Source organism: Sphingomonas sp. (assembly GCF_035714405.1).
In the GTDB taxonomy this organism is placed as follows: domain Bacteria; phylum Pseudomonadota; class Alphaproteobacteria; order Sphingomonadales; family Sphingomonadaceae; genus Sphingomonas.
Window position 1 is genome coordinate 182,027 of record NZ_DASTMA010000006.1, and the last position, 21,888, is coordinate 203,914.

At 69.6% G+C, this 21,888-nt stretch carries 21 protein-coding genes; 9 read left to right on the forward strand and 12 right to left on the reverse strand.

Annotation, left to right across the window (positions count from 1 at the left end; all coding sequences use genetic code 11):
• Positions 1 to 19: 19 nt before the first annotated feature.
• Positions 20 to 769 (forward strand): cytochrome c family protein, encoded by a 750-nt coding sequence (locus VFQ64_RS02105; protein WP_325101641.1) that lies wholly within the window; start codon positions 20 to 22, stop codon positions 767 to 769.
• Between the two features lie 237 nt (positions 770 to 1,006).
• Here VFQ64_RS02105 and VFQ64_RS02110 read toward each other — a convergent pair whose 3' ends face one another.
• Both VFQ64_RS02110 and VFQ64_RS02115 read right to left on the reverse strand, forming a co-directional pair.
• Positions 1,007 to 1,894 (reverse strand): TIGR00730 family Rossman fold protein, encoded by an 888-nt coding sequence (locus VFQ64_RS02110; protein ID WP_325101642.1) that lies wholly within the window; start codon positions 1,892 to 1,894, stop codon positions 1,007 to 1,009.
• Positions 1,895 to 1,956: 62 nt separating this feature from the next.
• The gene (locus VFQ64_RS02115; RefSeq protein ID WP_325101643.1) at positions 1,957 to 2,613 is read right to left on the reverse strand and encodes an extensin family protein; all 657 of its coding nucleotides are present in this window, start codon (positions 2,611 to 2,613) and stop codon (positions 1,957 to 1,959) included.
• Between the two features lie 137 nt (positions 2,614 to 2,750).
• Here VFQ64_RS02115 and VFQ64_RS02120 point away from each other — a divergent pair, with 137 nt between their 5' ends.
• The 7 genes from VFQ64_RS02120 to VFQ64_RS02150 all read left to right on the forward strand — a co-directional run bounded on the left by VFQ64_RS02120 (position 2,751) and on the right by VFQ64_RS02150 (position 10,239).
• Positions 2,751 to 3,905, forward strand: coding sequence for a phosphoserine transaminase (locus VFQ64_RS02120; RefSeq protein ID WP_325101644.1), 1,155 nt, complete (start codon positions 2,751 to 2,753; stop codon positions 3,903 to 3,905).
• Between the two features lie 111 nt (positions 3,906 to 4,016).
• Complete coding sequence (gene serA / locus VFQ64_RS02125; protein ID WP_325101645.1) at positions 4,017 to 5,594, forward strand: phosphoglycerate dehydrogenase; 1,578 nt, start codon at positions 4,017 to 4,019, stop codon at positions 5,592 to 5,594.
• A 105-nt stretch (positions 5,595 to 5,699) separates the two neighbouring features.
• Positions 5,700 to 6,134, forward strand: coding sequence for an endonuclease domain-containing protein (locus tag VFQ64_RS02130; RefSeq protein ID WP_325101646.1), 435 nt, complete (start codon positions 5,700 to 5,702; stop codon positions 6,132 to 6,134).
• Positions 6,131 to 7,231 (forward strand): ATP phosphoribosyltransferase regulatory subunit, encoded by a 1,101-nt coding sequence (locus tag VFQ64_RS02135; protein WP_325101647.1) that lies wholly within the window; start codon positions 6,131 to 6,133, stop codon positions 7,229 to 7,231. The genes VFQ64_RS02130 and VFQ64_RS02135 overlap by 4 nt, the downstream gene beginning before the upstream one ends.
• A 54-nt stretch (positions 7,232 to 7,285) precedes the next feature.
• Positions 7,286 to 8,305, forward strand: a complete 1,020-nt coding sequence (locus VFQ64_RS02140; RefSeq protein WP_325101648.1) for a hypothetical protein — start codon at positions 7,286 to 7,288, stop codon at positions 8,303 to 8,305.
• A 41-nt stretch (positions 8,306 to 8,346) separates the two neighbouring features.
• Positions 8,347 to 8,874 carry a DUF937 domain-containing protein gene (locus VFQ64_RS02145; RefSeq protein WP_325101649.1) on the forward strand — a complete coding sequence of 176 codons (528 nt, stop codon included), beginning with the start codon at positions 8,347 to 8,349 and terminating at the stop codon, positions 8,872 to 8,874.
• Between the two features lie 75 nt (positions 8,875 to 8,949).
• A complete protein-coding gene (locus VFQ64_RS02150; protein ID WP_325101650.1) occupies positions 8,950 to 10,239 on the forward strand; it encodes an adenylosuccinate synthase in 1,290 nt (429 codons plus the stop codon).
• Between the two features lie 36 nt (positions 10,240 to 10,275).
• On the opposite strand, the gene VFQ64_RS02155 is transcribed toward VFQ64_RS02150, so the two are convergent.
• From VFQ64_RS02155 to VFQ64_RS02185, 7 genes are read right to left on the reverse strand one after another with little or no spacing between them, the layout of a single operon-like run.
• Positions 10,276 to 10,839, reverse strand: a complete 564-nt coding sequence (locus VFQ64_RS02155; RefSeq protein WP_325101651.1) for a hypothetical protein — start codon at positions 10,837 to 10,839, stop codon at positions 10,276 to 10,278.
• Positions 10,840 to 10,865: 26 nt separating this feature from the next.
• A complete protein-coding gene (aroC, locus tag VFQ64_RS02160; protein ID WP_325101652.1) occupies positions 10,866 to 11,966 on the reverse strand; it encodes a chorismate synthase in 1,101 nt (366 codons plus the stop codon).
• Positions 11,963 to 12,361: a DUF2442 domain-containing protein gene (locus VFQ64_RS02165; protein WP_325101653.1), complete on the reverse strand. Its 399-nt coding sequence runs from the start codon at positions 12,359 to 12,361 to the stop codon at positions 11,963 to 11,965. The genes aroC and VFQ64_RS02165 overlap by 4 nt, the downstream gene beginning before the upstream one ends.
• A complete protein-coding gene (locus tag VFQ64_RS02170) occupies positions 12,354 to 12,584 on the reverse strand; it encodes a DUF4160 domain-containing protein (RefSeq protein WP_325101654.1) in 231 nt (76 codons plus the stop codon). The genes VFQ64_RS02165 and VFQ64_RS02170 overlap by 8 nt, the downstream gene beginning before the upstream one ends.
• A gap of 1 nt (position 12,585) precedes the next feature.
• Positions 12,586 to 13,389: an enoyl-ACP reductase FabI gene (gene fabI, locus VFQ64_RS02175; protein WP_325101655.1), complete on the reverse strand. Its 804-nt coding sequence runs from the start codon at positions 13,387 to 13,389 to the stop codon at positions 12,586 to 12,588.
• Positions 13,386 to 14,363, reverse strand: coding sequence for a YihY/virulence factor BrkB family protein (locus VFQ64_RS02180; RefSeq protein ID WP_325101656.1), 978 nt, complete (start codon positions 14,361 to 14,363; stop codon positions 13,386 to 13,388). Before VFQ64_RS02180 ends, fabI begins: the two co-directional genes overlap by 4 nt.
• A 6-nt stretch (positions 14,364 to 14,369) precedes the next feature.
• Complete coding sequence (locus tag VFQ64_RS02185) at positions 14,370 to 15,284, reverse strand: J domain-containing protein (RefSeq protein ID WP_325101657.1); 915 nt, start codon at positions 15,282 to 15,284, stop codon at positions 14,370 to 14,372.
• A gap of 95 nt (positions 15,285 to 15,379) precedes the next feature.
• Between VFQ64_RS02185 and VFQ64_RS02190 the strand changes: the two genes are divergently transcribed.
• Positions 15,380 to 15,607 carry a hypothetical protein gene (locus VFQ64_RS02190; RefSeq protein ID WP_325101658.1) on the forward strand — a complete coding sequence of 76 codons (228 nt, stop codon included), beginning with the start codon at positions 15,380 to 15,382 and terminating at the stop codon, positions 15,605 to 15,607.
• A gap of 287 nt (positions 15,608 to 15,894) precedes the next feature.
• Here the strand turns inward: VFQ64_RS02190 and VFQ64_RS02195 are convergent, their stop codons facing one another.
• From VFQ64_RS02195 to ligD, 3 genes are all read right to left on the reverse strand, one after another.
• The gene (locus VFQ64_RS02195; protein ID WP_325101659.1) at positions 15,895 to 16,821 is read right to left on the reverse strand and encodes a transglutaminase family protein; all 927 of its coding nucleotides are present in this window, start codon (positions 16,819 to 16,821) and stop codon (positions 15,895 to 15,897) included.
• A gap of 40 nt (positions 16,822 to 16,861) precedes the next feature.
• Positions 16,862 to 19,336: a circularly permuted type 2 ATP-grasp protein gene (locus tag VFQ64_RS02200; RefSeq protein WP_325101660.1), complete on the reverse strand. Its 2,475-nt coding sequence runs from the start codon at positions 19,334 to 19,336 to the stop codon at positions 16,862 to 16,864.
• Positions 19,337 to 19,537: 201 nt separating this feature from the next.
• Positions 19,538 to 21,888, reverse strand: a 2,351-nt coding sequence (gene ligD, locus VFQ64_RS02205) for a DNA ligase D (protein ID WP_325101661.1), incomplete at its 5' end; no start/stop codon positions are given.

Below are 21,888 nucleotides of genomic sequence, written 5' to 3' on the forward strand. Positions count from 1 at the left end.
CCAGGAATGCGCTCGCCCGATGGATAACAAGACCAACACGATCGCGGGCTGGACGCTCGCCGCCTTCGGAGCGGCGCTGGGTTTCTCCATCATCGGCGGCATGGTGTTCCACGGTGCCGAGCCCGAGAAAGAAGGTTATGCAATCGAGGCGGCGGCCGAAACCGGCGCCGGCGCGGAGGCCGAGGTGCCGATCGCGACGCTGCTGGCGGCGGCCGACCCGGCCAAGGGCGCCGACGTGTTCAAGAAGTGCGCGGCCTGTCACACCATTACCCCGGGCGGCGCCAATGGCATCGGTCCCAACCTGCACGGTGTGATGGGGGAGGCGATTGCGGCGCGGCCCTATGCCTTCTCCGACGCGCTCAAGGGTGTCGGCGGCAACTGGGACTGGGAAAAGATGAACGCCTGGCTGAAGAGCCCGCGCAAGTTCGCCGACGGCACCAAGATGACCTTTGCCGGCCTGTCGAAGGGGGAAGACCGCGCCAATGTCATGGCCTATCTGAACCAGCAGGGCTCGAACCTGCCGTTGCCGGCCGCGCCGGCCGCTGGCGCCGCCGCGGCGGGTGCCACACCGGCGACTGGCGGCAATGCGCCGGGGACCGAGGGCGGTCAGGGTCAAGCAGCCGCGCCGGGCGCCAACTCCGCGGTCGAAGCGGTCGCCACCGACCGACGCGCGGAGACCGGCGATATCGCCAATACGGGTACGCCGGCCAGCGGCGCGCCGTCGGTCGATCCGGCCGCGGCGGTGCAGGGGGCAAAGATCGGCCGCTAGCGCGCACCTGCGCAGCGAAGCTGAAAAGAAGACGCGCAAGCCCGGACGGCATGTCGCATCGCAAACCCGTCCAACGACGCGGGGTCCGCTCCCGCGTCGGCCGTTGCCTTTGGTAGACTTCTGCAACCTAAATCGCCGCGGCAAAGCGGCGTCATCGGTCGGGCTCGGCCGTGCCGACCCGCCGGCCGGCCGCGCTTGCGCGAGTCAGCCCGACGCGGCCAGCTGCCGCGCCGCGCCTCACGCCGGTGGCGGCGGCTCCTGGTTGGCGCGCTCGTCGTAGAATTTCCGCACCACCTCCCACGCCTCCTCCGGGGTCTCGACATAGGTGAAGATGTCGAGGTCGCGTTCGGAGATCACGCCTTCCTCGACCAGCGCGGAGAAGTTCACCACCCGCTCCCAGAACTCACGGCCGAACAGCAGCACGGGCAGCGGCTTGATCTTGCCGGTCTGAATCAGCGTCAGCAGCTCGAACAGCTCGTCGAACGTCCCGAACCCGCCCGGAAACGCCGCCAGCGCGCGGGCGCGAAGCAGGAAGTGCATCTTCCTGAGCGCGAAATAGTGGAACTGCATCGACAGCGAGGGGGTGACGTAGGGGTTGGGTGCCTGCTCGTGCGGCAGGACGATGTTGAGCCCGACCGAGTCCGCACCGACATCCTGCGCGCCGCGATTGGCCGCCTCCATGATCGACGGTCCGCCGCCCGAGCAGACGACGAAGTGGCGCATCCCCTTCTCGTCGCGCGGCAGCCGGCTGGCCAGGCGGGCGAGCTCGCGCGCGACATCGTAATATTTGCTCTTGGCAACCAGGCTTTCGGCGCGGCGGCGGCCGGCATCGTCGCTGGCGAGGTCGAGCATCGACTGCGCCTTGGCAGGCTCGGGGATGCGCGCGGAGCCGTAGAAGACGAAGGTGGACGCGATCTTCGCCTCGTCCAGGATCAGCTCGGGCTTCAACAATTCCAGCTGGAAACGGACGGGGCGCAAATCCTCGCGCAGCAAAAAGTCCATGTCCTGAAAGGCGAGCTTGTAGGAGGGATGCTGGGTTTGCGGCGTCGAGATCGCGGTCTTGGCGCTCTCGGCATCCTGCTTGGCGCGCGGAAACATCCGCGACGGTACTCGTGTGTCTGTCATCCCAGCGGGTTACATAGGGCGTGTGTCAGGCGCAAGTCGGCCGCCCGGCAGCTTGACCGGGATCAACGACATAGGCCGGCGCGGTCGTCCTCCAGGTGCAGGTGATTGGCATGCGCGGCGTTGTAGTCGGGCGACAGCACCGTGCCGAAGCGGCGGCAGGCGGAGCGGCGGACGGTCTGGAGGAAGTCGCGCACCGCCGGATCGGGCGAGCGCCAGTCGGCCAGGATCGTCACCCGGCGGCCGTCCTTGAGCACGAAGCCGGCGACGTCGATCGCGTTGGCGATCGCGTGCCCCGACCGGCGGTCGCGCCCGGCCACGTTGCGGCAGGCGAAACTGCCGAACGTCTCCACCCGCGCCAGCTCGGACCCGAGCAGCTGAAAGGCCGCGGGCGCGACGCCGTTGCGCACCCAGGCGCTGAACGCGCGCGCCTGCCCGCAGCGGATGCCCGTCAGATTGGTGATGGGAACGCCGATCTCGAGCAGCTGCACGGCGCCTAACAAGCCGCAGCCAGCGCCGGTCTGCTTGTCGGAAAGGACCCGGAACGCGACCGACTGCGCGCGCAGGTCGGCATGGCACTGCGCGGTCTCGCGCGCGGACGGCCGGGCGATCTCGGGCTGGCGCGAGGGCCGCTCCCCGCGCCCGCAGGCCGCGAGGAGAGTCAACGCGATCATCGTCATGCCGGGTTTGATCCGGCATCCATCCATCCGCGAGCGCCTCATGCGAGGACTGTGCGGCTCCATCGATCCCGGCTCAAGTCCGCTGACGAAATAGGTTGTTGCCGGCCCTGGCTTCCCCTACCGCCGTCGACGGGCCACGCGGTCCCAACGCCGCGCGTGCTCTCTGTAAGGAGAGTTACATGACTGATACCCTCGCGGCCGTTGGGGCCGCTATACCCAAGCCTGCGTTGAAGCCGGCGCGGCCTTTCTTCTCCTCCGGCCCGTGCGCCAAGCCGCCGGGATGGTCCGCCGACAGGCTTGCCACCACGAGCCTCGGCCGGTCGCACCGCGCCAAGGTCGGCAAGCAACGCCTGCAGCATTGCATCGACCTGATGCGCGCGGTGCTGAAGCTGCCCGACACCCACCGCATCGGCATCGTCCCCGGCTCCGACACCGGCGCTTACGAGATGGCGATGTGGACGATGCTGGGCGCGCGGCCGGTGACGGCGCTCGCCTGGGAAAGCTTCGGCGAGGGTTGGGTGACCGATGCGGTCAAGCAGCTCAGGATCGATCCGACCGTGATCCGCGCCGACTATGGCGCGCTGCCCGATCTGGCGCAGGTCGACTGGTCGCACGACGTGCTGTTCACCTGGAACGGCACCACCTCGGGCGTACGGGTGCCGAACGCCGACTGGATCGCGGCGGATCGCGAAGGCTTGTCCTTCGCCGACGCGACGAGCGGCGTCTTCGCGTACGATATCGATTGGGCCAAGATCGATGTCGCCACCTTCTCCTGGCAGAAGGTGCTCGGCGGCGAGGGCGCGCACGGCGTGCTGATCCTGGGTCCGCGCGCGGTCGAGCGGCTGGAGAGCTATACGCCTGCCTGGCCGCTGCCCAAGGTGTTCCGGCTGGTGTCGAAGGGCAAGCTAAGCGAAGGCATCTTCAAGGGCGAGACGATCAACACGCCGTCGATGCTCGCGGTCGAAGACGCGATCTGGGCGCTGGAGTGGGCGCAGGGGCTCGGTGAAGGCGGGCTGATCGCGCGCTCCGACGCCAACGCCGCGGCGCTCGACCGCATCGTCGCCGAACGAGACTGGCTCGGCCACCTCGCGGCCGATCCGGTAAGCCGGTCGCGGACCAGCGTCTGCCTGACGGTTGAAGGGGCGGACGAGGCGCTGATCAAGAAGATGGCCTCGCTGCTGGAGGCCGAAGAAGCCGCCTTCGACATCGCCGGCTATCGCGACGCGCCGCCGGGCCTGCGCATCTGGTGCGGCGCGACGGTCGACACCGCCGATATCGAGGCGCTCGGGCCGTGGCTCGACTGGACGTACTCCGAAGCGCGCGCGCAGTCCTAGTCTGTCACCCTGAACGCGTTTCCATGCGCGACATCAACCACCATGCTCGACACAAGCCGTCGCGCATGGATGCTGAAACAAGTTCAGCATGACATTCCGAAGGATCATTCCATGCCCAAGGTACTGATTTCCGACAAGATGGACCCCAAGGCCGCCCAGATCTTCCGCGAACGCGGGGTCGAGGTGGACGAGATCACCGGCAAGACGCCGGACGAACTGATGGCGATGATCGGCGCGTATGACGGCCTCGCCATCCGCTCCTCGACCAAGGTCACCAAGGAGATCCTAGAGCACGCGACCAACCTGAAGGTCGTCGGCCGCGCCGGCATCGGCGTCGATAATGTCGACATTCCCGCCGCCAGCGCGCGCGGCGTGGTCGTCATGAACACGCCGTTCGGCAACTCGATCACCACCGCCGAACACGCCATCGCGCTGATGTTCGCGCTCGCCCGCCAGCTGCCCGAGGCCGACGCCTCCACCCAGGCCGGCAAGTGGGAGAAGAACCGCTTCATGGGGGTGGAGCTGACCGCCAAGACGCTGGGGCTGATCGGCGCCGGCAATATCGGCTCGATTGTCGCCGACCGCGCGCGCGGGCTGAAGATGAAGGTCATCGCCTTCGACCCCTTCCTGACCCCCGAGCGCGCGATCGAGATCGGTGTCGAGAAGGTCGACCTCGACCAGCTCCTCGCGCGCGCCGACTTCATCACGCTGCACACGCCGCTGACCGATCAGACGCGCAACATCCTCTCGGCCGAGAACCTGGCGAAGACGAAGAAGGGTGTGCGCATCATCAACTGCGCACGCGGCGGGCTGATCGACGAAGCGGCACTCAAGGCAGGGCTCGACAGCGGCCACATCGCCGGCGCCGCGCTCGACGTGTTCGTGGAGGAGCCGGCCAAGGCCTCGCCGCTGTTCGGCACGCCGGGCTTCGTCTCCACCCCGCATCTCGGCGCGTCGACCACCGAGGCGCAGGTCAACGTCGCGATCCAGGTCGCCGAGCAGATGGCCGACTTCCTGGTCGCAGGCGGCGTCACCAACGCGCTCAACATGCCGTCGCTGTCGGCGGAGGAGGCGCCCAAGCTGAAGCCGTACATGGCGCTTGCCGAGAAGCTTGGCGACCTGGTCGGCCAGCTCGCGACCGGCGCGATCGGACGGGTGTCGATCCACACCGAGGGGGCCGCCGCCGAGCTCAACCCCAAGCCGATCACCTCGGCCGCGCTCGCCGGGTTCCTGCGCAACCAGACCGCGACGGTGAACATGGTCAACGCGCCGCTGCTCGCGCGCGACCGCGGCATCGAGGTGCGCGAGGTGCGCACCGAGCGTGAGGGCGACTATCACACGCTGCTGCGTGTCTCGGTCCGCACCGCCGATGGCGAGCGATCGGTCGCGGGCACGCTGGTCGGCGCCGCCTCGCCGCGCCTCGTCGAGCTGTTCGGGATCAAGGTCGAGGCCGACCTGACCGGGCCGATGCTGTACGTCGTCAACGAGGACGCGCCGGGCTTCATCGGGCGTCTCGGCACGCTGCTGGGCGAGGCGGGCGTCAATATCGGCACCTTCCACCTCGGCCGCCGCCAAGCCGGCGGCGAGGCGGTGCTGCTGCTGTCGGTGGACGAACCGGTCACGGCGGAGCTGCTGGCAAGGGTCAAGGCGCTGCCGGGGGTGAGGACGGCGATGGGGCTGCGGTTTTGAGGTAGCTTAGGCGAGGCTCGCTCAAGGGAGGGGAAGATGGCCCTTGATCTCCCTCTCCCCTCCGGGGAGAGGGTGGCCGAGCGAAGCGAGGTCGGGAGAGGGGCAGTGCCGAAGGTTGATGAACGCCTGCTCGGCTTCGCCAAAGCTCTGCGTAAGGAGATGTCCCCGGCCGAGGCGCGGCTTTGGTATCATCTTCGAGCCAAGCGTCTGGGCGGAGTCAAGTTCGTCCGACAATCCGTACGCCGACCATATATCGCCGACTTTGTGGCACGATCCTGCAGGCTTGTCATCGAGGTAGATGGCGACACGCACGCACATTCTGTCGAGTATGACACCCGCAGGACGCGCTCGCTGGAGGAGCAAGGATATCGTGTGCTGCGTTTTCCGAATGCTGAGGTGATGAGCAATGAAGAGGGTGTCCTGACGGCCATCATCGCCGCGCTCGACGAGACCGCCCCTCTCCCTTCCGCTGCCTTTGGCGGCTCCCTCCCTCTCCCCGGAGGGGAGAGGGAGAAGCTGGGTCCTTCGTCCGCTCCATGACCCCCCTCCTCCCCTCCGGCTTCGCCGATCGCCTACCACCCCATGCCGACGCCGCTGCGGCGGTGGAGGCGCGGGTGCTCGCGGTCGCGCACAGCCATGGATATGAGCGCGCCGATCCGCCGCTGGTGGAGTACGCGGACGCGCTCGGCTCGCGGCTCAAGGCAGGGGCGCTGCGCGATGCGGTGCGGTTCGTCGATCCGGTGTCGCAGCGCACGCTCGCCGTCCGACCGGATCTCACCGCGCAGGTCGCGCGGATTGCCGCCACGCGCATGGCGCATCACCCGCGCCCAGTGCGCCTCTCCTATGCGGGCAGCATCCTGCGGCTGCGCGCGGGCGAGCTCGCGCCGGCGCGGGAACGCCGGCAACTCGGCTGCGAGCTGATCGGGCTCGACACGGTCGCGGCGGTGCAGGAGCTGCTCGGTCTGGCGGTGGAAGCGCTGGGGGCGGCCGGCGCGACGGGGCTGTCGATCGACCTGACCCTGCCTGACCTGGTCGACACCCTCGCCGCCGGGCCGTTGCCGGTCGCCGACGTGCAGGCGCTCCGCGAGCGGCTCGATGCCAAGGACGCGGGCGGCGTCGCCGCTATCTCGCCCGAGTACCTGCCGCTGATCGAGGCGGCCGGGCCGTTCGCGAGCGCGCTGGAGCGGTTACGGGCCTTCGATAAGACGGGGGTGCTCCGCGACCGGCTCGACGGCTTGTCGGCACTTGCCCCAAGGCTGGAGGGCCGGGCGACGCTGACGCTCGATCCGACCGAGCGGCATGGGTTCGAATACCAGTCCTGGTTGGGATTCTCCCTGTTCGTCGACGGTGTCGGCGCGGAGGTCGGACGCGGCGGCACCTATTCGCTGCTGCACGAGGGCGGCGGCGAGGAGGTCGCCACCGGCTTCTCGCTCTTCGCCGACGCGCTGGTCGCCAGCGCCAGTCCGCCCGAGCGCCGCCGCCTGTTCCTGCCGCTCGGCACCCCCGCCGAGGCCGGCGCCGCGATGCGGGGCGAGGGCTGGGTGACGGTCGCGGCATTGGCACCAGGTGACACGCCCGAGGCGCAGCTCTGCACCCATCTATGGCGGCCGGACGGGGTAAAACTACTAAGGGAGTAGGCCGCCGGCACGCGGCGTTCGAACCTTCGGAGCAGCCGGACGTTTACCGTGCCGATGATTGTTGCTTATCCTCGTCGCGGGCGCACGGCGTCGTTCGTCGTCGTGGCCCTGCTGGTCGGCGCGTGCGATATGACGACGCCGAAGGTGCCGGGTGCCGACCAGCGCGCCGCCGCGCGCAAGCAGGCCGACGCCCGCCGGCTGAAACAGGCGTGCGGCTCGGCCGACACCTATGATCGGCTGAAGGCCTTCACCTTTGACGAGGCCAACCGCCTGCGCAGCGCGCGGACGACGCTGCTGGAGCGGCTGGAGGCGAGCGCGACGGTGCGGATGGAAGATCCGGTCGCGACCAGCCGCGACGAGCAGCTCGACGTCACCGTTTGTCGAGGGCGGCTGATCCTGGATCTGCCGCCCGGGGTCGAGGATGCCTTCAGCGGCGAGCGTCAGCTGAAGGCGGAGGTCGAATACTCCGCACAGCGCGCCGCCGACGGCAGCGGCCTCGTCTATCAGATGAAGGGGGCCGAGCCGATCATCTACCGCCTCGCCGCGCTGACCTTGCCGAAGGGAGTGCCGGACCCGGTGGTCGTCGCATCGACTCAGACCGCGCCGCCGGCACCGCCTCCGCCCGTGCCCGCACAGATCGAACCGGTGCCACCCGGCGCGGTGGTGCCGGTGCCCAGAGCCGATCCGCCACCGCCACCGCGTTCGCGCGCCGAACCGCGCCCGCTTCCGCCCCGTCCAATCGTGCCGCCGCCGCCCGCCGTGGCGGCCGAGACCCGGCCCGAACGCGCCACGCCGGTCAGGGCGGCCGCCCAGCCTAGCTTCAGCTGTGCCCGCGTCAGCGGCCGCGTGTTGCGCATGATCTGCACCGATCCCGCGCTCGCGGCCCGGGATCGCCGCATGAGCTCGATCTTCTACGCCGCACTGGCGGACGGCGGCCCGCAAACCCGCGCCGCGCTGCGCGCCAGCCGCGACCGCTTCCTCCGCTTCCGTGATCGCTGCGGCAGCGCCGATTGCGTGGCGCAAAGCTATGAGGATCGGATCGCCGAGATCCGCGACATCGCCGGCGGCGGCTGACCTGCCGCCGTGCCGAAACTATCTCAAGACAGGAGCCTGACATGAACCTCGACGAACTGCTGCCCAGCGGCGGCATCGACGCCCTCGCCGGCCAGCTCGGCATCCCGCCCGAGCAGGCAAGGCGCGGCGCCGAGGCGTTGCTGCCGTCCGTGCTGGGCGGGATGGGCGACAATGCGGCAGGGCTCGATGCGCGCGTCGGCGCGCTTGGCGGTGCCGGGCTGGCCGACAATGTCCTCGGGCCGCAACCCACGCAGACCGACCTCGGCAACCAGCTGCTCGGCGGCATCTTCGGCTCCAAGGACGTCAGCCGCGAGGTCGCCGGGCATGCCGCACAGAGCAGCGGGCTCGATCCGTCGCTCCTGAAGAAGATGCTGCCGATCCTGGCGATGCTGGTCGCGGGCCATCTCGCCGGCCGGTCGGGCGGGCAGGCAGGCGGCTTGGGCGGTATCCTCGGCTCCGTGCTGGGCGGCCTGGGCGGAGCCGGCGGCGGCCTCGGTGGCGCCGGTGGGGGTGCGCTCGGCGGGGGGCTTGGTGGCATGCTGGGCTCGATCCTGGGCGGACGGAGGTAGCATCGGCGCCCGCCGCGCCATGGACCCCGCGCGCGTCTGCGCCTAACGCGCTGGCGCACAGGTAAAGGGCGGCATGTGGCGAATGTAGCGGTGATCGGCGCGCAGTGGGGCGACGAGGGCAAGGGCAAGATCGTCGACTGGCTCGCCGAGCGCGCCGACATGGTGGTGCGCTTCCAGGGTGGGCATAACGCCGGCCACACGCTGGTGGTGGGCGAGCAGGTGTACAAGCTGTCGCTACTGCCGTCCGGGATCGTTCGCGGCACACCGTCGGTGATCGGCAACGGCGTCGTGCTCGATCCCTGGGCGCTGCGCGACGAGATCAAGCGACTTGGCGAACAAGGTATCGTCGCCTCACCCGGAGTGCTGCGGGTGGCGGACACCTGCGCGCTGATCCTGCCGCTCCACCGCGAGCTCGACGGTTTGCGTGAGGACGCGTCGGGCGCGGGCAAGATCGGCACGACGCGACGCGGCATCGGCCCGGCCTATGAGGACAAGGTCGGCAGGCGCGCGATCCGCGTGTGCGACCTGGCGCACCTGGATGGGTTGAAGCCGCAGCTCGATCGGCTGCTCGCGCATCACGACGCGCTGCGCGCGGGCTTCGGCACGGTGCCGGTGGACCGTGCGGAGCTGATCGAGCAGCTGCGCGAGATCGCCCAATTCGTGCTGCCCTTCGCCAAGCCGGTCTGGCGCGACCTGAATGCGGCACGCGCGGCCGGCAAGCGCATCCTGTTCGAGGGCGCGCAAGGGGTCTTGCTCGACGTCGATCACGGCACCTATCCGTTCGTGACCTCGTCCAATACGGTCGCGGGCGCGGCGGCGGCGGGGTCCGGGATCGGGCCGTCCGGCGTCGGCTTCGTGCTCGGCATCGCCAAGGCCTATACGACGCGGGTCGGCTCCGGCCCCTTCCCGACCGAGTTGGACAACCCCACCGGCGAGCGGCTGGGCGAGCGCGGCCGCGAGTTCGGGACGGTGACGGGGCGAAAGCGACGCTGCGGCTGGTTCGACGCGGTGCTGGTGCGACAATCCGCGGCGGTCAGCGGCATCACCGGCATCGCGCTGACCAAGCTCGACGTGCTCGACGGCTTTGAGGAGGTGCGGATCTGCACGGGTTATCGCCTGCGCGGCGAGACGTTGGACTATTTCCCCGCCCATGCCGCGGATCAGGACGCGGTCGAGCCGGTCTATGAGACGGTCGAGGGTTGGCCGCAGTCGACGGCGGGCGCGCGCAGCTGGGCGGACCTGCCGGCACAGGCGATCAAGTATATCCGCCGGGTCGAGGAGCTGATCCGCTGCCCCGTCGCGCTGGTCTCGACCAGCCCGGAGCGCGAGGACACGATCCTGGTCCGCGATCCCTTCGCCGACTGACGGGACCGGCCGACGCCCGGCCGGTCCCGATCGTCATCAGCGCGGCGGGACCGTTCCCGTGGTGCCGGTGGTACCAGTTGTGCCGGTTGTGCCGGTACCGCTGGTGCCGGTGGTCGTTCCCGGCGTGGTGCCCATCGAGCCGGTGGTACCCGTCGTGCCGGCCGTGGAGCCGGTCGTCGGCGAGGTCGTTCCCATGCCGGACGTGGTATCGCCCGACCTGCTTCCCATCGTGCCGTTGTTCATGCCGGTGCCGGCGGTTCCCGTCGCATCGACGCCGGTGGTCGTGCTGCCGGGCGTGACGCCGCTGTTGCCGCGGCCGGTAGTGCCGGTATCGGTCGTGCCGGACGCACCCGCGCCGCCGTTCATGCCCGCACGGGTGCGGGTTCGCGTGGCGGTGCCACGACCACGCGTCGAGCGTGTGCTGGCGCGCGGCGTCGTGGTGGTCGCGCGGCTTGAGCTGCCGGTTTGCGCGGTCGTGCCACCGGTCTGGCCGGACGTGCCGGTCGTCGTCGAGCCGGTCTGGCCGGAGGTGGTCGTCTGCGCCAGCGCGGCGCCGGTGGTGAGCAGCGCAATGGCGGCTGCGGTCAGATAGTTCTTCATGGGTTGCTCCTTGGCGAGGAGCGAGGTCAACGGGTCGAAATCGTGCCTGTTCCGGAACTTAACCCACATTGCGCTCTATGCAGCAGGGCCTGGTCGGCGAGCACCAGCGCCACCATCGCCTCCACCACCGGCACCCCGCGGATACCGACACACGGGTCGTGCCGGCCCTTGGTGGCGATCGTCGTCGCGGCGCCGGCGCGGTCGATCGTCTCCACCGGCGTCAGAATCGAGCTGGTCGGCTTGAACGCCACCCGCAAGGTGATCGGCTGCCCGGTCGCGATCCCGCCGGCGATCCCGCCCGCGTGATTGGTCAGGAACTCCGGCGCGCTATCGCCAGGGCGCATCCGGTCGGCATTGCCCTCACCCGTGTTCGCCGCTGCGGCGAAACCGTCGCCGATCTCGACACCCTTGACCGCGTTGATGCTCATGCAGCCAGCCGCGAGTTCCGCGTCGAGCTTGGCGTATAGCGGCGCGCCCCAGCCGGCGGGCACGCCGGTCGCCTCGCAGGCGACCACCGCGCCGAGCGACGATCCCGCCTTGCGCGCGCCGTCGACCAGCGCTTCCCAGCGCGCCGCCGCAGCGGCGTCGGGGCAGAAGAAGGGATTGGCGTCGATCTGCGCGTCGTCGAACGCGGCGGGGTCGACTGCATCGCCGCCGATCGCTTCCACCCAGGCACGGATGCGCACCTGCGGGATCAGGAGTCGCGCCACCGCGCCGGCCGCGACCCGCGCCGCCGTCTCGCGCGCCGAGGAACGTCCGCCGCCGCGGTAATCTCGGAAGCCGTATTTCGCGTCGTAGGCATAGTCGGCATGACCGGGCCGATAGGCCTGCGCGACCTCCGAATAGTCTTTCGATCGCTGGTCGACATTGTCGATCAACAGGCTGATCGGCGTTCCGGTGGTGCGTCCCTCGAACACGCCCGACAGGACGCGGACCTGGTCGGGCTCCTGCCGCTGGGTGGTGAAGCGCGACTGGCCCGGCCGGCGCTTGTCGAGCCATGGCTGAATATCATCTTCGCTGAGCAAGATCCCTGGCGGGCAGCCATCGACCACCGCGCCAATCGCCGGGCCGTGGCTCTCACCCCAGGTGGTGAAGCGAAAAACGCGGCCGAAGGTGTTGACACTCATTCGGCGGCTTGGGCGTCCCACCCGTCCGATGATCTATCGCTCAACAGCTGATCGTAGATAGCGCCGAGACGAGCTTCGTGAGCCTTCATGAACCTATTCGTGCCGAACCGCCCCGCTAGAAGACCAGGAACGGTGAAATCAGCGTCGAGCTCTTCCCAGTGCAGGCCATAGCCGACCGCCCCGAGTTCATAAGCTTCGATTTGTTCGTCGGTAGCCTGCTGCAAGCCCTGCAACTGACGCGGCGGGAATGAGAAGGTGCAGCCGTTGAACAAGGTGAGAGTCATCAGCCCCGTCGCACGATCATAGTAAGCGGTCGCAGCGTGAGGCTGCGACACGAACTGGAGCTTGCCGCGCTCGTTAGCGGCTTCGTATTCCTCGTCGGTTAGTTCAGCCATGAAGATCGGTCCAGACACGAAGCAGTTCGTCGCGGTTCTCCCTTATCGCAATGCGCGCTCGAGCGATATCCGCCCTGTTCAGCCCGTCATTGCTCATCAGGCCGTGCGGGTCGCCGAGCATGAACCGAGCCTCTCCGCGACCGCGAACATGCACATGCGGCGGAGGATGATCGTCGACGAAGACGACGAACCGCAGCCCGTGCTTACGGAAAACAACGGGCACGCTACACCAACGCGATGTCGGGTGCGTCCTCCGCCTTCATGCCGATGACGTTGTAGCCGGCGTCGACATGGTGGGTCTCGCCGGTCACGCCGCTCGCCAGGTCGCTGAGCAGGTAGAGGCCGGCGCCGCCCACTTCGTCGATGGTGACGTTGCGCTTGAGCGGCGCGTTCAGCTCGTTCCATTTGAGAATGAGGCGGAAGTCGCCGATGCCGCTCGCCGCCAGCGTCTTGATCGGGCCGGCCGAGATCGCGTTGACGCGGATGCCGTCGCGGCCGAGGTCGACCGCGAGATACTGGACGCTGGTTTCAAGGGCGGCCTTGGCGACGCCCATAACGTTGTAGTGCGGGATGACCTTTTCCGCGCCGTAATAGCTGAGCGTCAGCAGCGCAGCCCCCGGCGCCATCATCGCCGCCGCGCGCCGCGCCACCGCGACGAAGGAATAGACGCTGATGTTCATCGTCATGAGGAAGTTGTTGAGGCTGGTGTCGACATAGCGACCCCGCAGCTCGTTCTTGTCCGAAAAGCCGATCGCGTGGACGAGGAAGTCGATCTGCGGCCAGTCCTCCGCCAGCGTGGCAAAGGTGCGGTCGAGCGCGGCCATGTCGCTGACGTCGCATTCGAACAGCCGCGGCTGGCCGAGCTGCTCGGCGAGCGGGCGCACCCGCTTTTCCATCACCTCGCCCTGGTAGGAAAAGGCGAGCTCCGCGCCGGCCTCGCTCAGCTTCTTGGCGATGCCCCAGGCCAGGCTCTTGTCGTTGGCGAGGCCCATGATGAGCCCTCGCTTGCCTGTCATCAAACCCGTCACGCAGTCACCCCCGCCGCCCTGTCGTCGGCCTCCTGAGCCGCATCGCCGCCTTCTAGCGCCGCCTGACGCGGTTCCGCCAGCGCCGCGTTGAAGTGTGCCCCGAACACGAAGCCCAGCCCGACCAGCCAGAAGAAGGTCAGCATGACGATCACCCCCGCCAGACTGCCATAGGTCGCGCCATAGCCGCCGAGCAGCGCCAGCACACCCGGCAGCAGCGCGGTGACGAGCACCCACCACCCCGCCGTGAACAGCGCGCCCGGCCATTTGCGGCTGGACGTACGGCGGTATTTGGACGGCGTGCACAGGTAGAACAGCATGTAGAGCGCGCCGAACAGCACAGCGGCCGGGATCAGGCGCGCCAACTGCAGCCACCCGGCGACATCCTGTGCCCAGGGCAACAGCTTGTAGATGAACTGCTCCGCGCCGGTGATGAGGCCCTGCACCAGGAACGAGATCATCGCCACGATCACCGCCGCGACGATCGCCCCCGAGGAGGCCAGCCGCGCACGCCAGAACGGGGCGGAGCTCTGCGTCCCATAGGCGCGGCGGAAGATGTCGCGGATCGTCTCGATGAAGTTCGACACGGTATAGAGCGACACCAGCCCCGCCAGCCACAGCAGCGAACCGGTCTTAGCGGTGATGACCTCGACGATCGGCTGGCGCAGCAGCTCCGCCGTCTCGCGCGGCAGGGTGGCGAGGAAGGAGATCACCGTCGCCTGTGCCTTGGCGTCCTGCCCGAACACCGACAACACGGCGGCGGCGACGATGAAGAAGGGAAACAGCGTTAGCAGCGCCAGGTAGGCGAGGTTGCCGGCATGGATGAAGCCGTCGTTGTAGACGCCTAGTGCCGCGCGCTTCAGCACCTCGACAAAGGCTTCGGTGGGTTTGAGCCGGTCCAGCTCGCGCCGGATGCGACCATGCTGCCGCGCGCGATCCTCGGGCGTCAGCGCAGGGGCGATCTCGCTGGTGCTCACGCCCTCCTAGACGCCCAGCGCGGCGCGGGGGTTCCCGGACCGGCCCGGCCAATCGGCGACGAACCGCTCCAGATCGGCGTCACCCGTCGGCAACTGCACCATCAGCGTGACGAGCTGGTCGCCCCTGCCGCCCGCCTTCTTGTGGAAGCCCTTGCCCTTCAAACGCAGCGTCCGGCCCGACGACGCGCCCTTGGGGATGGTCAGCATCACCGGCTTGTCGACGGTCGGCACCTTGACCTGCGCGCCCTCGACCGCTTCGGCGAGCCCGATCGGCAGGTCGAGGCGGATGTCGTCGCCGTCGCGGGTGAAGAAGCGGTGCGGCTGCACCTCGATCGTCACGGTCGCATCGCCATTGCCGCCCGGCCCGGCCTCGCCCTTGCCGGCGAGCCGCATCTGGGTGCCCGTCTCGACGCCGGGCGGCAGCTTGATATCGATCGCGCCCGACGGCAGCACCACGCGCTGCGGCGCCAGCGTCGCGGCATCGGTGAAGGGCACCGCGAGCTTGTAGGCGAGGTTCGCGCCCTTGACGGCCTGCCGCCGGCCGAATCCCCCGCCGCGGGCGCCGCCGAACAGCCCCTCGAAGATGTCGCCCATATCGGCCTCACCACCGCCGAACTCGAAGCCCTGCGACCGGAAACCGCCCCCGGGCCCGCCGGGGCGCGGGCCCGCGCCGCCGCCGAAGCCGAACGGGGCGGCCGGATTGCCGTCGCCGTCGATCTCGCCGCGGTCGAAGCGCGCGCGCTTGTCCTTGTCGGTCAGCAGGTCGTAGGCGCCGGTCACCTGGCTGAACCGCTCGGCCGCCTTGGGATTGTCCGTGTTGCGGTCGGGGTGCAGCTCTTTTGCGAGCTTGCGGTACGCCTTCTTGATGTCGGCCTCGGTGGCGCCGCGCGCGACGCCCAAGGTCTGGTATGGATCCGCCACTCTCGTCCCCGTTGGTGTATTAGTCGGCTATGTAGGTCATGGCCGACGCAACGCAATCGCCGGCTGCGGCGTTACCCGCCGCAAGGAGCCCTATCATGTCCGAAACCAAAGACGGCGTCGAGAACGTGCCCAGCAAGACCACCGACGCCGGCGAGAGCGCAGGCGGGGCCTACCCCAATCCTCATACCGGCAAGAAGCCGGAAGGCGGCGGTTTCATGGGCCATGGCGGCCAGACCGAGATCGCCTATTCGGGCACCGGCCAGGGCGGACAGGACGACGATCCGGAGGTCGGCAACGTCAATGCGGTAACCAAGGACGACTAGGGTCGAAGTTGTCGAAGTTGCCGGCATGTTCACTGCTGCCGGAACCGGGCCGGATCGGAAGTTGAGGGGAGTTTAGGGTTGAATACTGTCCTTTCGGTTCGCCTCCCTGGAAGCGCCCAAGGCGCATGTGTCCCTCCTCCGACTCCGTTCGTCCTGAGGAGGGACTGAGCGAAGCGAAGGTCCGTCTCGAAGGACATGAGACTCACCAGTCCTTCGAGACCCCGCTTCGGCTTCGCTCAGCGGCTCCTCAGGACGAACGGGTTTAGCTCACGTCACCCGCTCTAAGCTCAACCAGAGCCTGTAGGACAGTGACAATCGCCGGCGTCAGGCCAAGTCTGGGCGCGCGGCGAAACGTCCACGCTCACCTCCATCTTCTGCGCGCCCGATCCGAGCACAACGCCGTCCACCGGGGCGATCTCGGCATAATCGCGGCCGACCGCGACGACGATGTGATCCTCCGCCATCCAGATGCCGTTGGTGGGATCGAGCCCCACCCATCCCCGCTGCGGCCCGCACCACAGCAGCACCCAGGCGTGGGTCGCGTCGGCTCCCACCAGGCGCTGCTCTCCGGGCGGCGGGATGGTGCGGATGTAGCCGGACGCATAGGCTGCGGGCAGCCCCGCCGCGCGCAGGCCGGTGATCATGATCTGCGCGAAGTCCTGGCACACGCCTCGGCGCTGGTGAAAGGCGTCGGCAGGCGACGTATCGACCAGCGTCGCCTCGGCGTCGAAGGCGAACTCCGTCTGGATGCGGCGGGCGAGCGCGATGCCCGCTTCCAGACTGTTCCGGGCGGGATCTAGATCGCGGGCGCACCAGTCGGCGATGGCGCGGTCCAGCGGGATGCGCGGCGACGGGTAGAGGTAGCTCGCCGGGCATCCGGCGGAAAGATCGCGGCTGTCGCGCGCCATCCGTGCGACCTCGCCCAGGGTCGGATCGTCGGCGGCCGGCACGGGCACGAGGCGATCGACCGCGACGCTGGCGATGCTCTCGATGGTCAGGCTGCGGACCGGCTGATCCACCACCAACCGGGTGACATGCGCCAGCCCCGCTTCGGCATGGGCGGGCGTGGTGCTGCCCGTCGGGTCGATCGCGAGCCGGTAATCGACCAGCCGCTGGCCGGCCCAGTCGATCGGCTTCAGCCGGAGGTTGCAGCGCGCGAACTTGACCGCGTTGCCATAGTCGAAGCGGGTGACGTGGCGGATGTCGTAGATCATGTGATCCTCCCCGGAGCGGGGAGGATCGTGCGTGCCCAACTCATGCCAATGTCAGCCCGCCTGCGCGCAACGGCTCGGCGCCCTGGAGGAAGTACCGCCGGGCGACGGCGTCCGAGAGCTGCGCCAGCCCGCGCTCCACCTCGCCCAGCGTGTCGGCGTCTAGCGTCGCCGCGCGCGCCGTCGCCAGCGTGGCTGCGAGCGCGATCGCCTGCGCCTGCTGCGGCTCGGCCATGCCGTCGTCCGACAGCACCGGCAGCTCGCGCAGCCGCTCGGTCACGCAGCGGACCTGAAAGGCGAGCGCGCGCGGGTTGTTGCCGTCCAGCGCGACCAGATCGACCACGGGCACACGCGCGATGCCGGTCAGATAGCGCTGCCGGTACGAGATCTGGCTGTCGGCGAGGTCGAGCAGGGTCGACAGGTCGTCCGCCGACGCGCCCTCCATCCCGAACAGCCGCACCGCCCGCGCCATCGCCATGCCGCGTTCCACCCGGCGGCCGAGATCGACGAAGCGCCAACCGTCGCTGCGCACCATGTGCTCGGCGACGAGGCCGGAAATGGCGGCGTAGCGGCGCTGCAGCGTGCCGGTGCGATCGAGCATCCCGCGCTGGTGCGGGAACGGCGCCTCCAGCAGCCGGATCATGTCCGCCGACAGCCGGTCGCGCGCGCCCTCGCCGATCGCGCGGGCATGCGCGTTGAGGGTAGCGATCGACTGGCTGCCGCTATCCTCCATCGCGGCGCGCGCAAAGGCGTTGAGCTGCGCGCGCGCCAGGCTCGGCGGATGGGGTGCGGCGCCGGCGCCGACGATCAGCCCGACCAGTCGGCCGACGGTGGCGGGCGCGAGCGCCGCGCCGCCATCGGCGTCGATCGAATGGCCGAGCAGCAGGCGAATGGCGCCGAGCAGCGCCTCGCCACGCTCCAGATAGCGACCGAGCCAGAAGAAATTGTCGGCGACGCGGCTCGGCAGGGTGCCGGGGTTGCGGCGGATCTGGAGGGTGTCGGCGGGCGGCAGCAGCGACACGGGCGCCTGCGGCTCCGGCCCGTGCACCGCGACATCGGCCGACCAGATCCCCTCCCCCACCGCGATCGCGCGCGCGTCCGCCTGGTCGCCGATGCGCGCGAAGCCACCGGGCAGCACCGTCCAGCGGTCGTCGGCATCGCGCGTCGCGAAGACGCGCAGCGTGAAGGGTCGTGCCGCCAGCGTGTCGCCGACGACGACGGGCATGGTGGACAGGCGGACGAGCTCCTGACCGACATAATCCTGCGGCCGGCGTTGCAGGTCTGCGAGCAGCACCGCGCGCCCGGCGGCGTCGAGATCGGCGCCGGGTACGCTGCGGCCGGCGGGCAGGCCCAGCGGCGCGGTGCCAAAGGCCGGACCGATCGCGAGCCGGTCGAGGCCGTCGATTACCGCGGCGCACGCGCTCGCCTGACCGCACCACCAGGTGGCGATGTTGGGCAACCGCAGCGGCGCTCCCGTGAGCGCCTCGGCGAGGTTGGGCAGGAAGCCGCCGAAAGCTGGCGCTTCGAGCACGCCGCTGCCGGGCGCGTTGGAGAGGACGAGCGCGCCGTCCGCCCAGGCGTCGATCAGGCCGGGCACCCCGATCTGCGAGTGGCTGTCGAAGGCGAGCGGGTCGAGCAGGCGCGAGTCGATCCGCCGCCACAGCGCGTCCACCCGCTTCAGCCCGGCGATGGTGCGGACATAAAGCTTGCCGTCCAGTGCCGCGAGATCGGCGCCCTCGACCAGCAGAAAGCCGAGATAGCGGGCGAGGTGCGCCTGCTCGGCATAGGAGGGGCTGTAGCGGCCCGGCGTCAGCAGGCCGATGCGCGGGTCGCTGCGCCGGCACAGGGCGGCGAGGCCGGCGCGGAGCGCGGTGAAAAAGGGCGCGTGGCGCTGGATGTTGAGCCGCTCCTGCAACCCGCCGAGCGTGCGGCTGACCGCCAGCCGGTTCTCGAGCGCATACCCGGCGCCGGCGGGTGCGCGGAGGTGGTCGGCGAGGATGCGCCACTCGCCGTCGGGGCCACGCGCGAGGTCAAAGGCGACGAAGTGGAGGTGGCGCCCGCCCGGCGGCTTGAGGCCGACCATCGGCCGCAGGAACAAGGGGCTGCCGGCGACCAGCGCTGCGGGCAGCCGGCCGTCGGCGACCAGCGTCTGCGCGCCGTAGATGTCGGCGAGGATGGCCTCGAGCAACTCGGCGCGCTGGGTAACGCCGGCGGCGATGCCGTGCCACTCGGCGGCGGGGATCAGCAGCGGCACCGGCGATACCGGCCAGGGCCGCTCCTCGGTCTCGCCGGCGATGCGGAAACCGGTGCCGATATCGGCGGCATGGCGCCGGACGCGCTCGCGGGCGTGGCCGAGATCGTCCGACGCGACCGCAGCGAGCTCGGCCAGCATCGCCGCCCAGGCGGGGTCGTCGCTGTGCTTGAGCACGTCCTCGTCGGGGGCGCGGGCGCGGTATTCCGCCAGCCAGCGATCGGCGTGGCTCTGCGCGTCAAAGAGGGGAGCGGGCTGGGTCGCCATGCGTGAGGGGACGTTCCCCATTTAGGGAGGCGAGGCAAGAGCAGAACCAGCCAATCCTCCCCTGTAAGGCTAGGTGGCGCGCAGCCTTGGCCGCGTGACGCAGGGTGACCGGCTGTCGAGAGGAGGACACCCCTCCGTCAGCGCGTTGCGCTGCCACCTCCCCTTACAGGGGAGGATTGCCAAGCTGCGCCCGCGCTCCCCTCACAAGTCCGGCAGCACCTGGTCGGCCACGCCCCAGCCCTGCAGCGCGCGGCTGTTGGCGCGCTTCAGCAGCGCCGGGCCGTCGCGCACGGTGTAGCGGTTGGCGGCGTCGAGCTGGCGCAGCTCGGTCCAGCTCACCGGCGCCGAGACGGGCGCGCCGGCGCGGGCGCGGGCGGCATAGGGCATGATCGCGGTCGCGCCGCGGCCGTTGCGCAGGTAATCGATGAAGATCTTCCCCGTCCGCTTCGCCTTGGTCATCACCGCGACGAACCGGTCGGGCTCGGCCTGGGCCAGGGCACGCGCGAAGCGTTCGGCGAAATCGCGCACCGCCGGCCACTCGGCCTGCGGCTTCAACGGCACGACGACATGGACACCCTTGCCGCCCGACAGCAGCGCGAAGCTGGTGAGGCCGAGTTCGGCAAGCTGGTTCTTGAGATGCTCGGCCGCGCTCTTGGTCGCCTCGAAATCGAGCCCCTCGTCGGGGTCAAGGTCGAACACCAGGCGGTCGGGCTTCTCCAGCGCATCGACGCGGCTGCCCCAGCCGTGGAACTCGATCGTGCCCATCTGCACACACGCGACCAGCCCGTCGGCGGTGTCGACGTAGAGATAGTCCTCGTCATGCCCGTCCTTCTCGCGGACGGGGACGTGGAAGACGTGCTCGCCGAAGGTGCCGGCGTCGTGCTTCTGAAAGAAGCATTTCTTGCCGCGCCCCTGCGGACAGCGGACCAGGCTGACCGGGCGATGGCCGACCCAGGGCAGCATCGCGGGGGCGATCAGCTGGTAGTAGTCCGCCAGCTCACCCTTGGTGACGTCCGATTCGGGAAAGATGACGCGGTCGCGGTTGGTGACGGTGATCGCCGACGTTGGCGCCGCGGGCGCGGGTTCGGGCACCTCGGCGACGACCTCGGCGGCGCGCTTGTCGCCGCGCAGGCCGAGGAAGCTGGAGTGGCGCAACAGCTTGTCTGGGGTGACCTCCGCATAGGCGATCTCAGCGACCAGCTCGGGTTTGATCCAGTGGGCGCCGCGGACATGGGCGCGCGGCGCCTTTACCGTCGGCGTGTCCTGCGCGAGCTTGGCCATGCGCTCGGACAGGTCCTGCATGGTCGCGGTGTCGAAGCCGGTGCCGACCTTGCCGGCAAAGGTCAGCCCGTCCGGGCCGTTGACGGCCAGGAGCAGCGAGCGGAAGCCGCGGCTCTTGTCCGACGCGGTCCAGCCGACGATCACGAACTCCTGTCGCAGCGTGCATTTCGCCTTGAGCCACGCCTTGGTGCGGCCGCCGCGATAGGGAGCGTCGGCGCGCTTGGAAACGACGCCCTCCAGCCCCTCGGCGCACATCTTGGCGAGCAGCGGCTCGCCAGGGCCGAGGATGTGCTCGGCGAACTGGATGCGATCATCGTTGCCGATGAGAGGCCGCAGCCGTTCCTTGCGGTCGACGGTGGACAGGCCCGTCAGGTCGTCGCCGTCGAGTGCGAGCAGGTCGAACGCGAAGCAGGTCATCGCCCCGCCCGCGCCGATCGCGTCCTTGAGTGTCGAGAAATCGGGCTTGCCGTCCTTGAACGCGACGATCTCGCCGTCGATCAGCGCGGATCGGACGGGGAGGGCCGCGGCGGCCTCGGCGATGCCGGGGAACTTGTCGCTCCAGTCGAGGCCGGAGCGGGTGTAGACCTTCGCCTGATTGCCTTGTGGCCCGCCGCCGATTGCGATCAGCGCCCGGTAGCCGTCATATTTGACCTCGTGCAACCAGCCGGAGCCGGTGGGGACGGTGTCGACCAGGGTGCAGAGCTGGGGTTCGGTGAAGGGGGGCGGAGCGAGCTTCGATCCTCCCCGCTTGCGGGGAGGGGAACCGCTCGCGCTCGCGCGAGGGGTGGAGGTGCCGGGCCGCGAGCGACTCGCCTGTGGAGAAGCCCCTCCACCACGCGCTTTGCGCGCGGTCCCCCTCCCCGTGCCGGGGAGGATCGCCTTCTTCCCCACCGCGATCTCCTCCATCGTGCGGCCGGTCGCGACGCTGGTCAGCGCGGTCTCGACCAGCGTGTCGGTGCCGCCGGCGTGTTCGTCGTCGATCTTGCGCAGCAGCCAGTTCTCGTTCTTCTCACGCCCACGCGGCTTGAGGCGGATCATCAGCCACTCGCCCTTCATCCGCTCGCCGTCGAGGATGAGATGGAGGTGGCCTTCCTCCAGCGTCTTGCGCGGGTCCTTGCCCTTCACCGACGCCCAGGTGCCGCGGTCCCACAGCATCACCGTGCCGCCACCATATTCGCCCTTGGGGATCGTCCCTTCGAACGTCGCGTAGCTGAGCGGATGATCCTCGGTCCGGACCGCCAACCGCTTCTCCGCCGGATCGAGACTTGGCC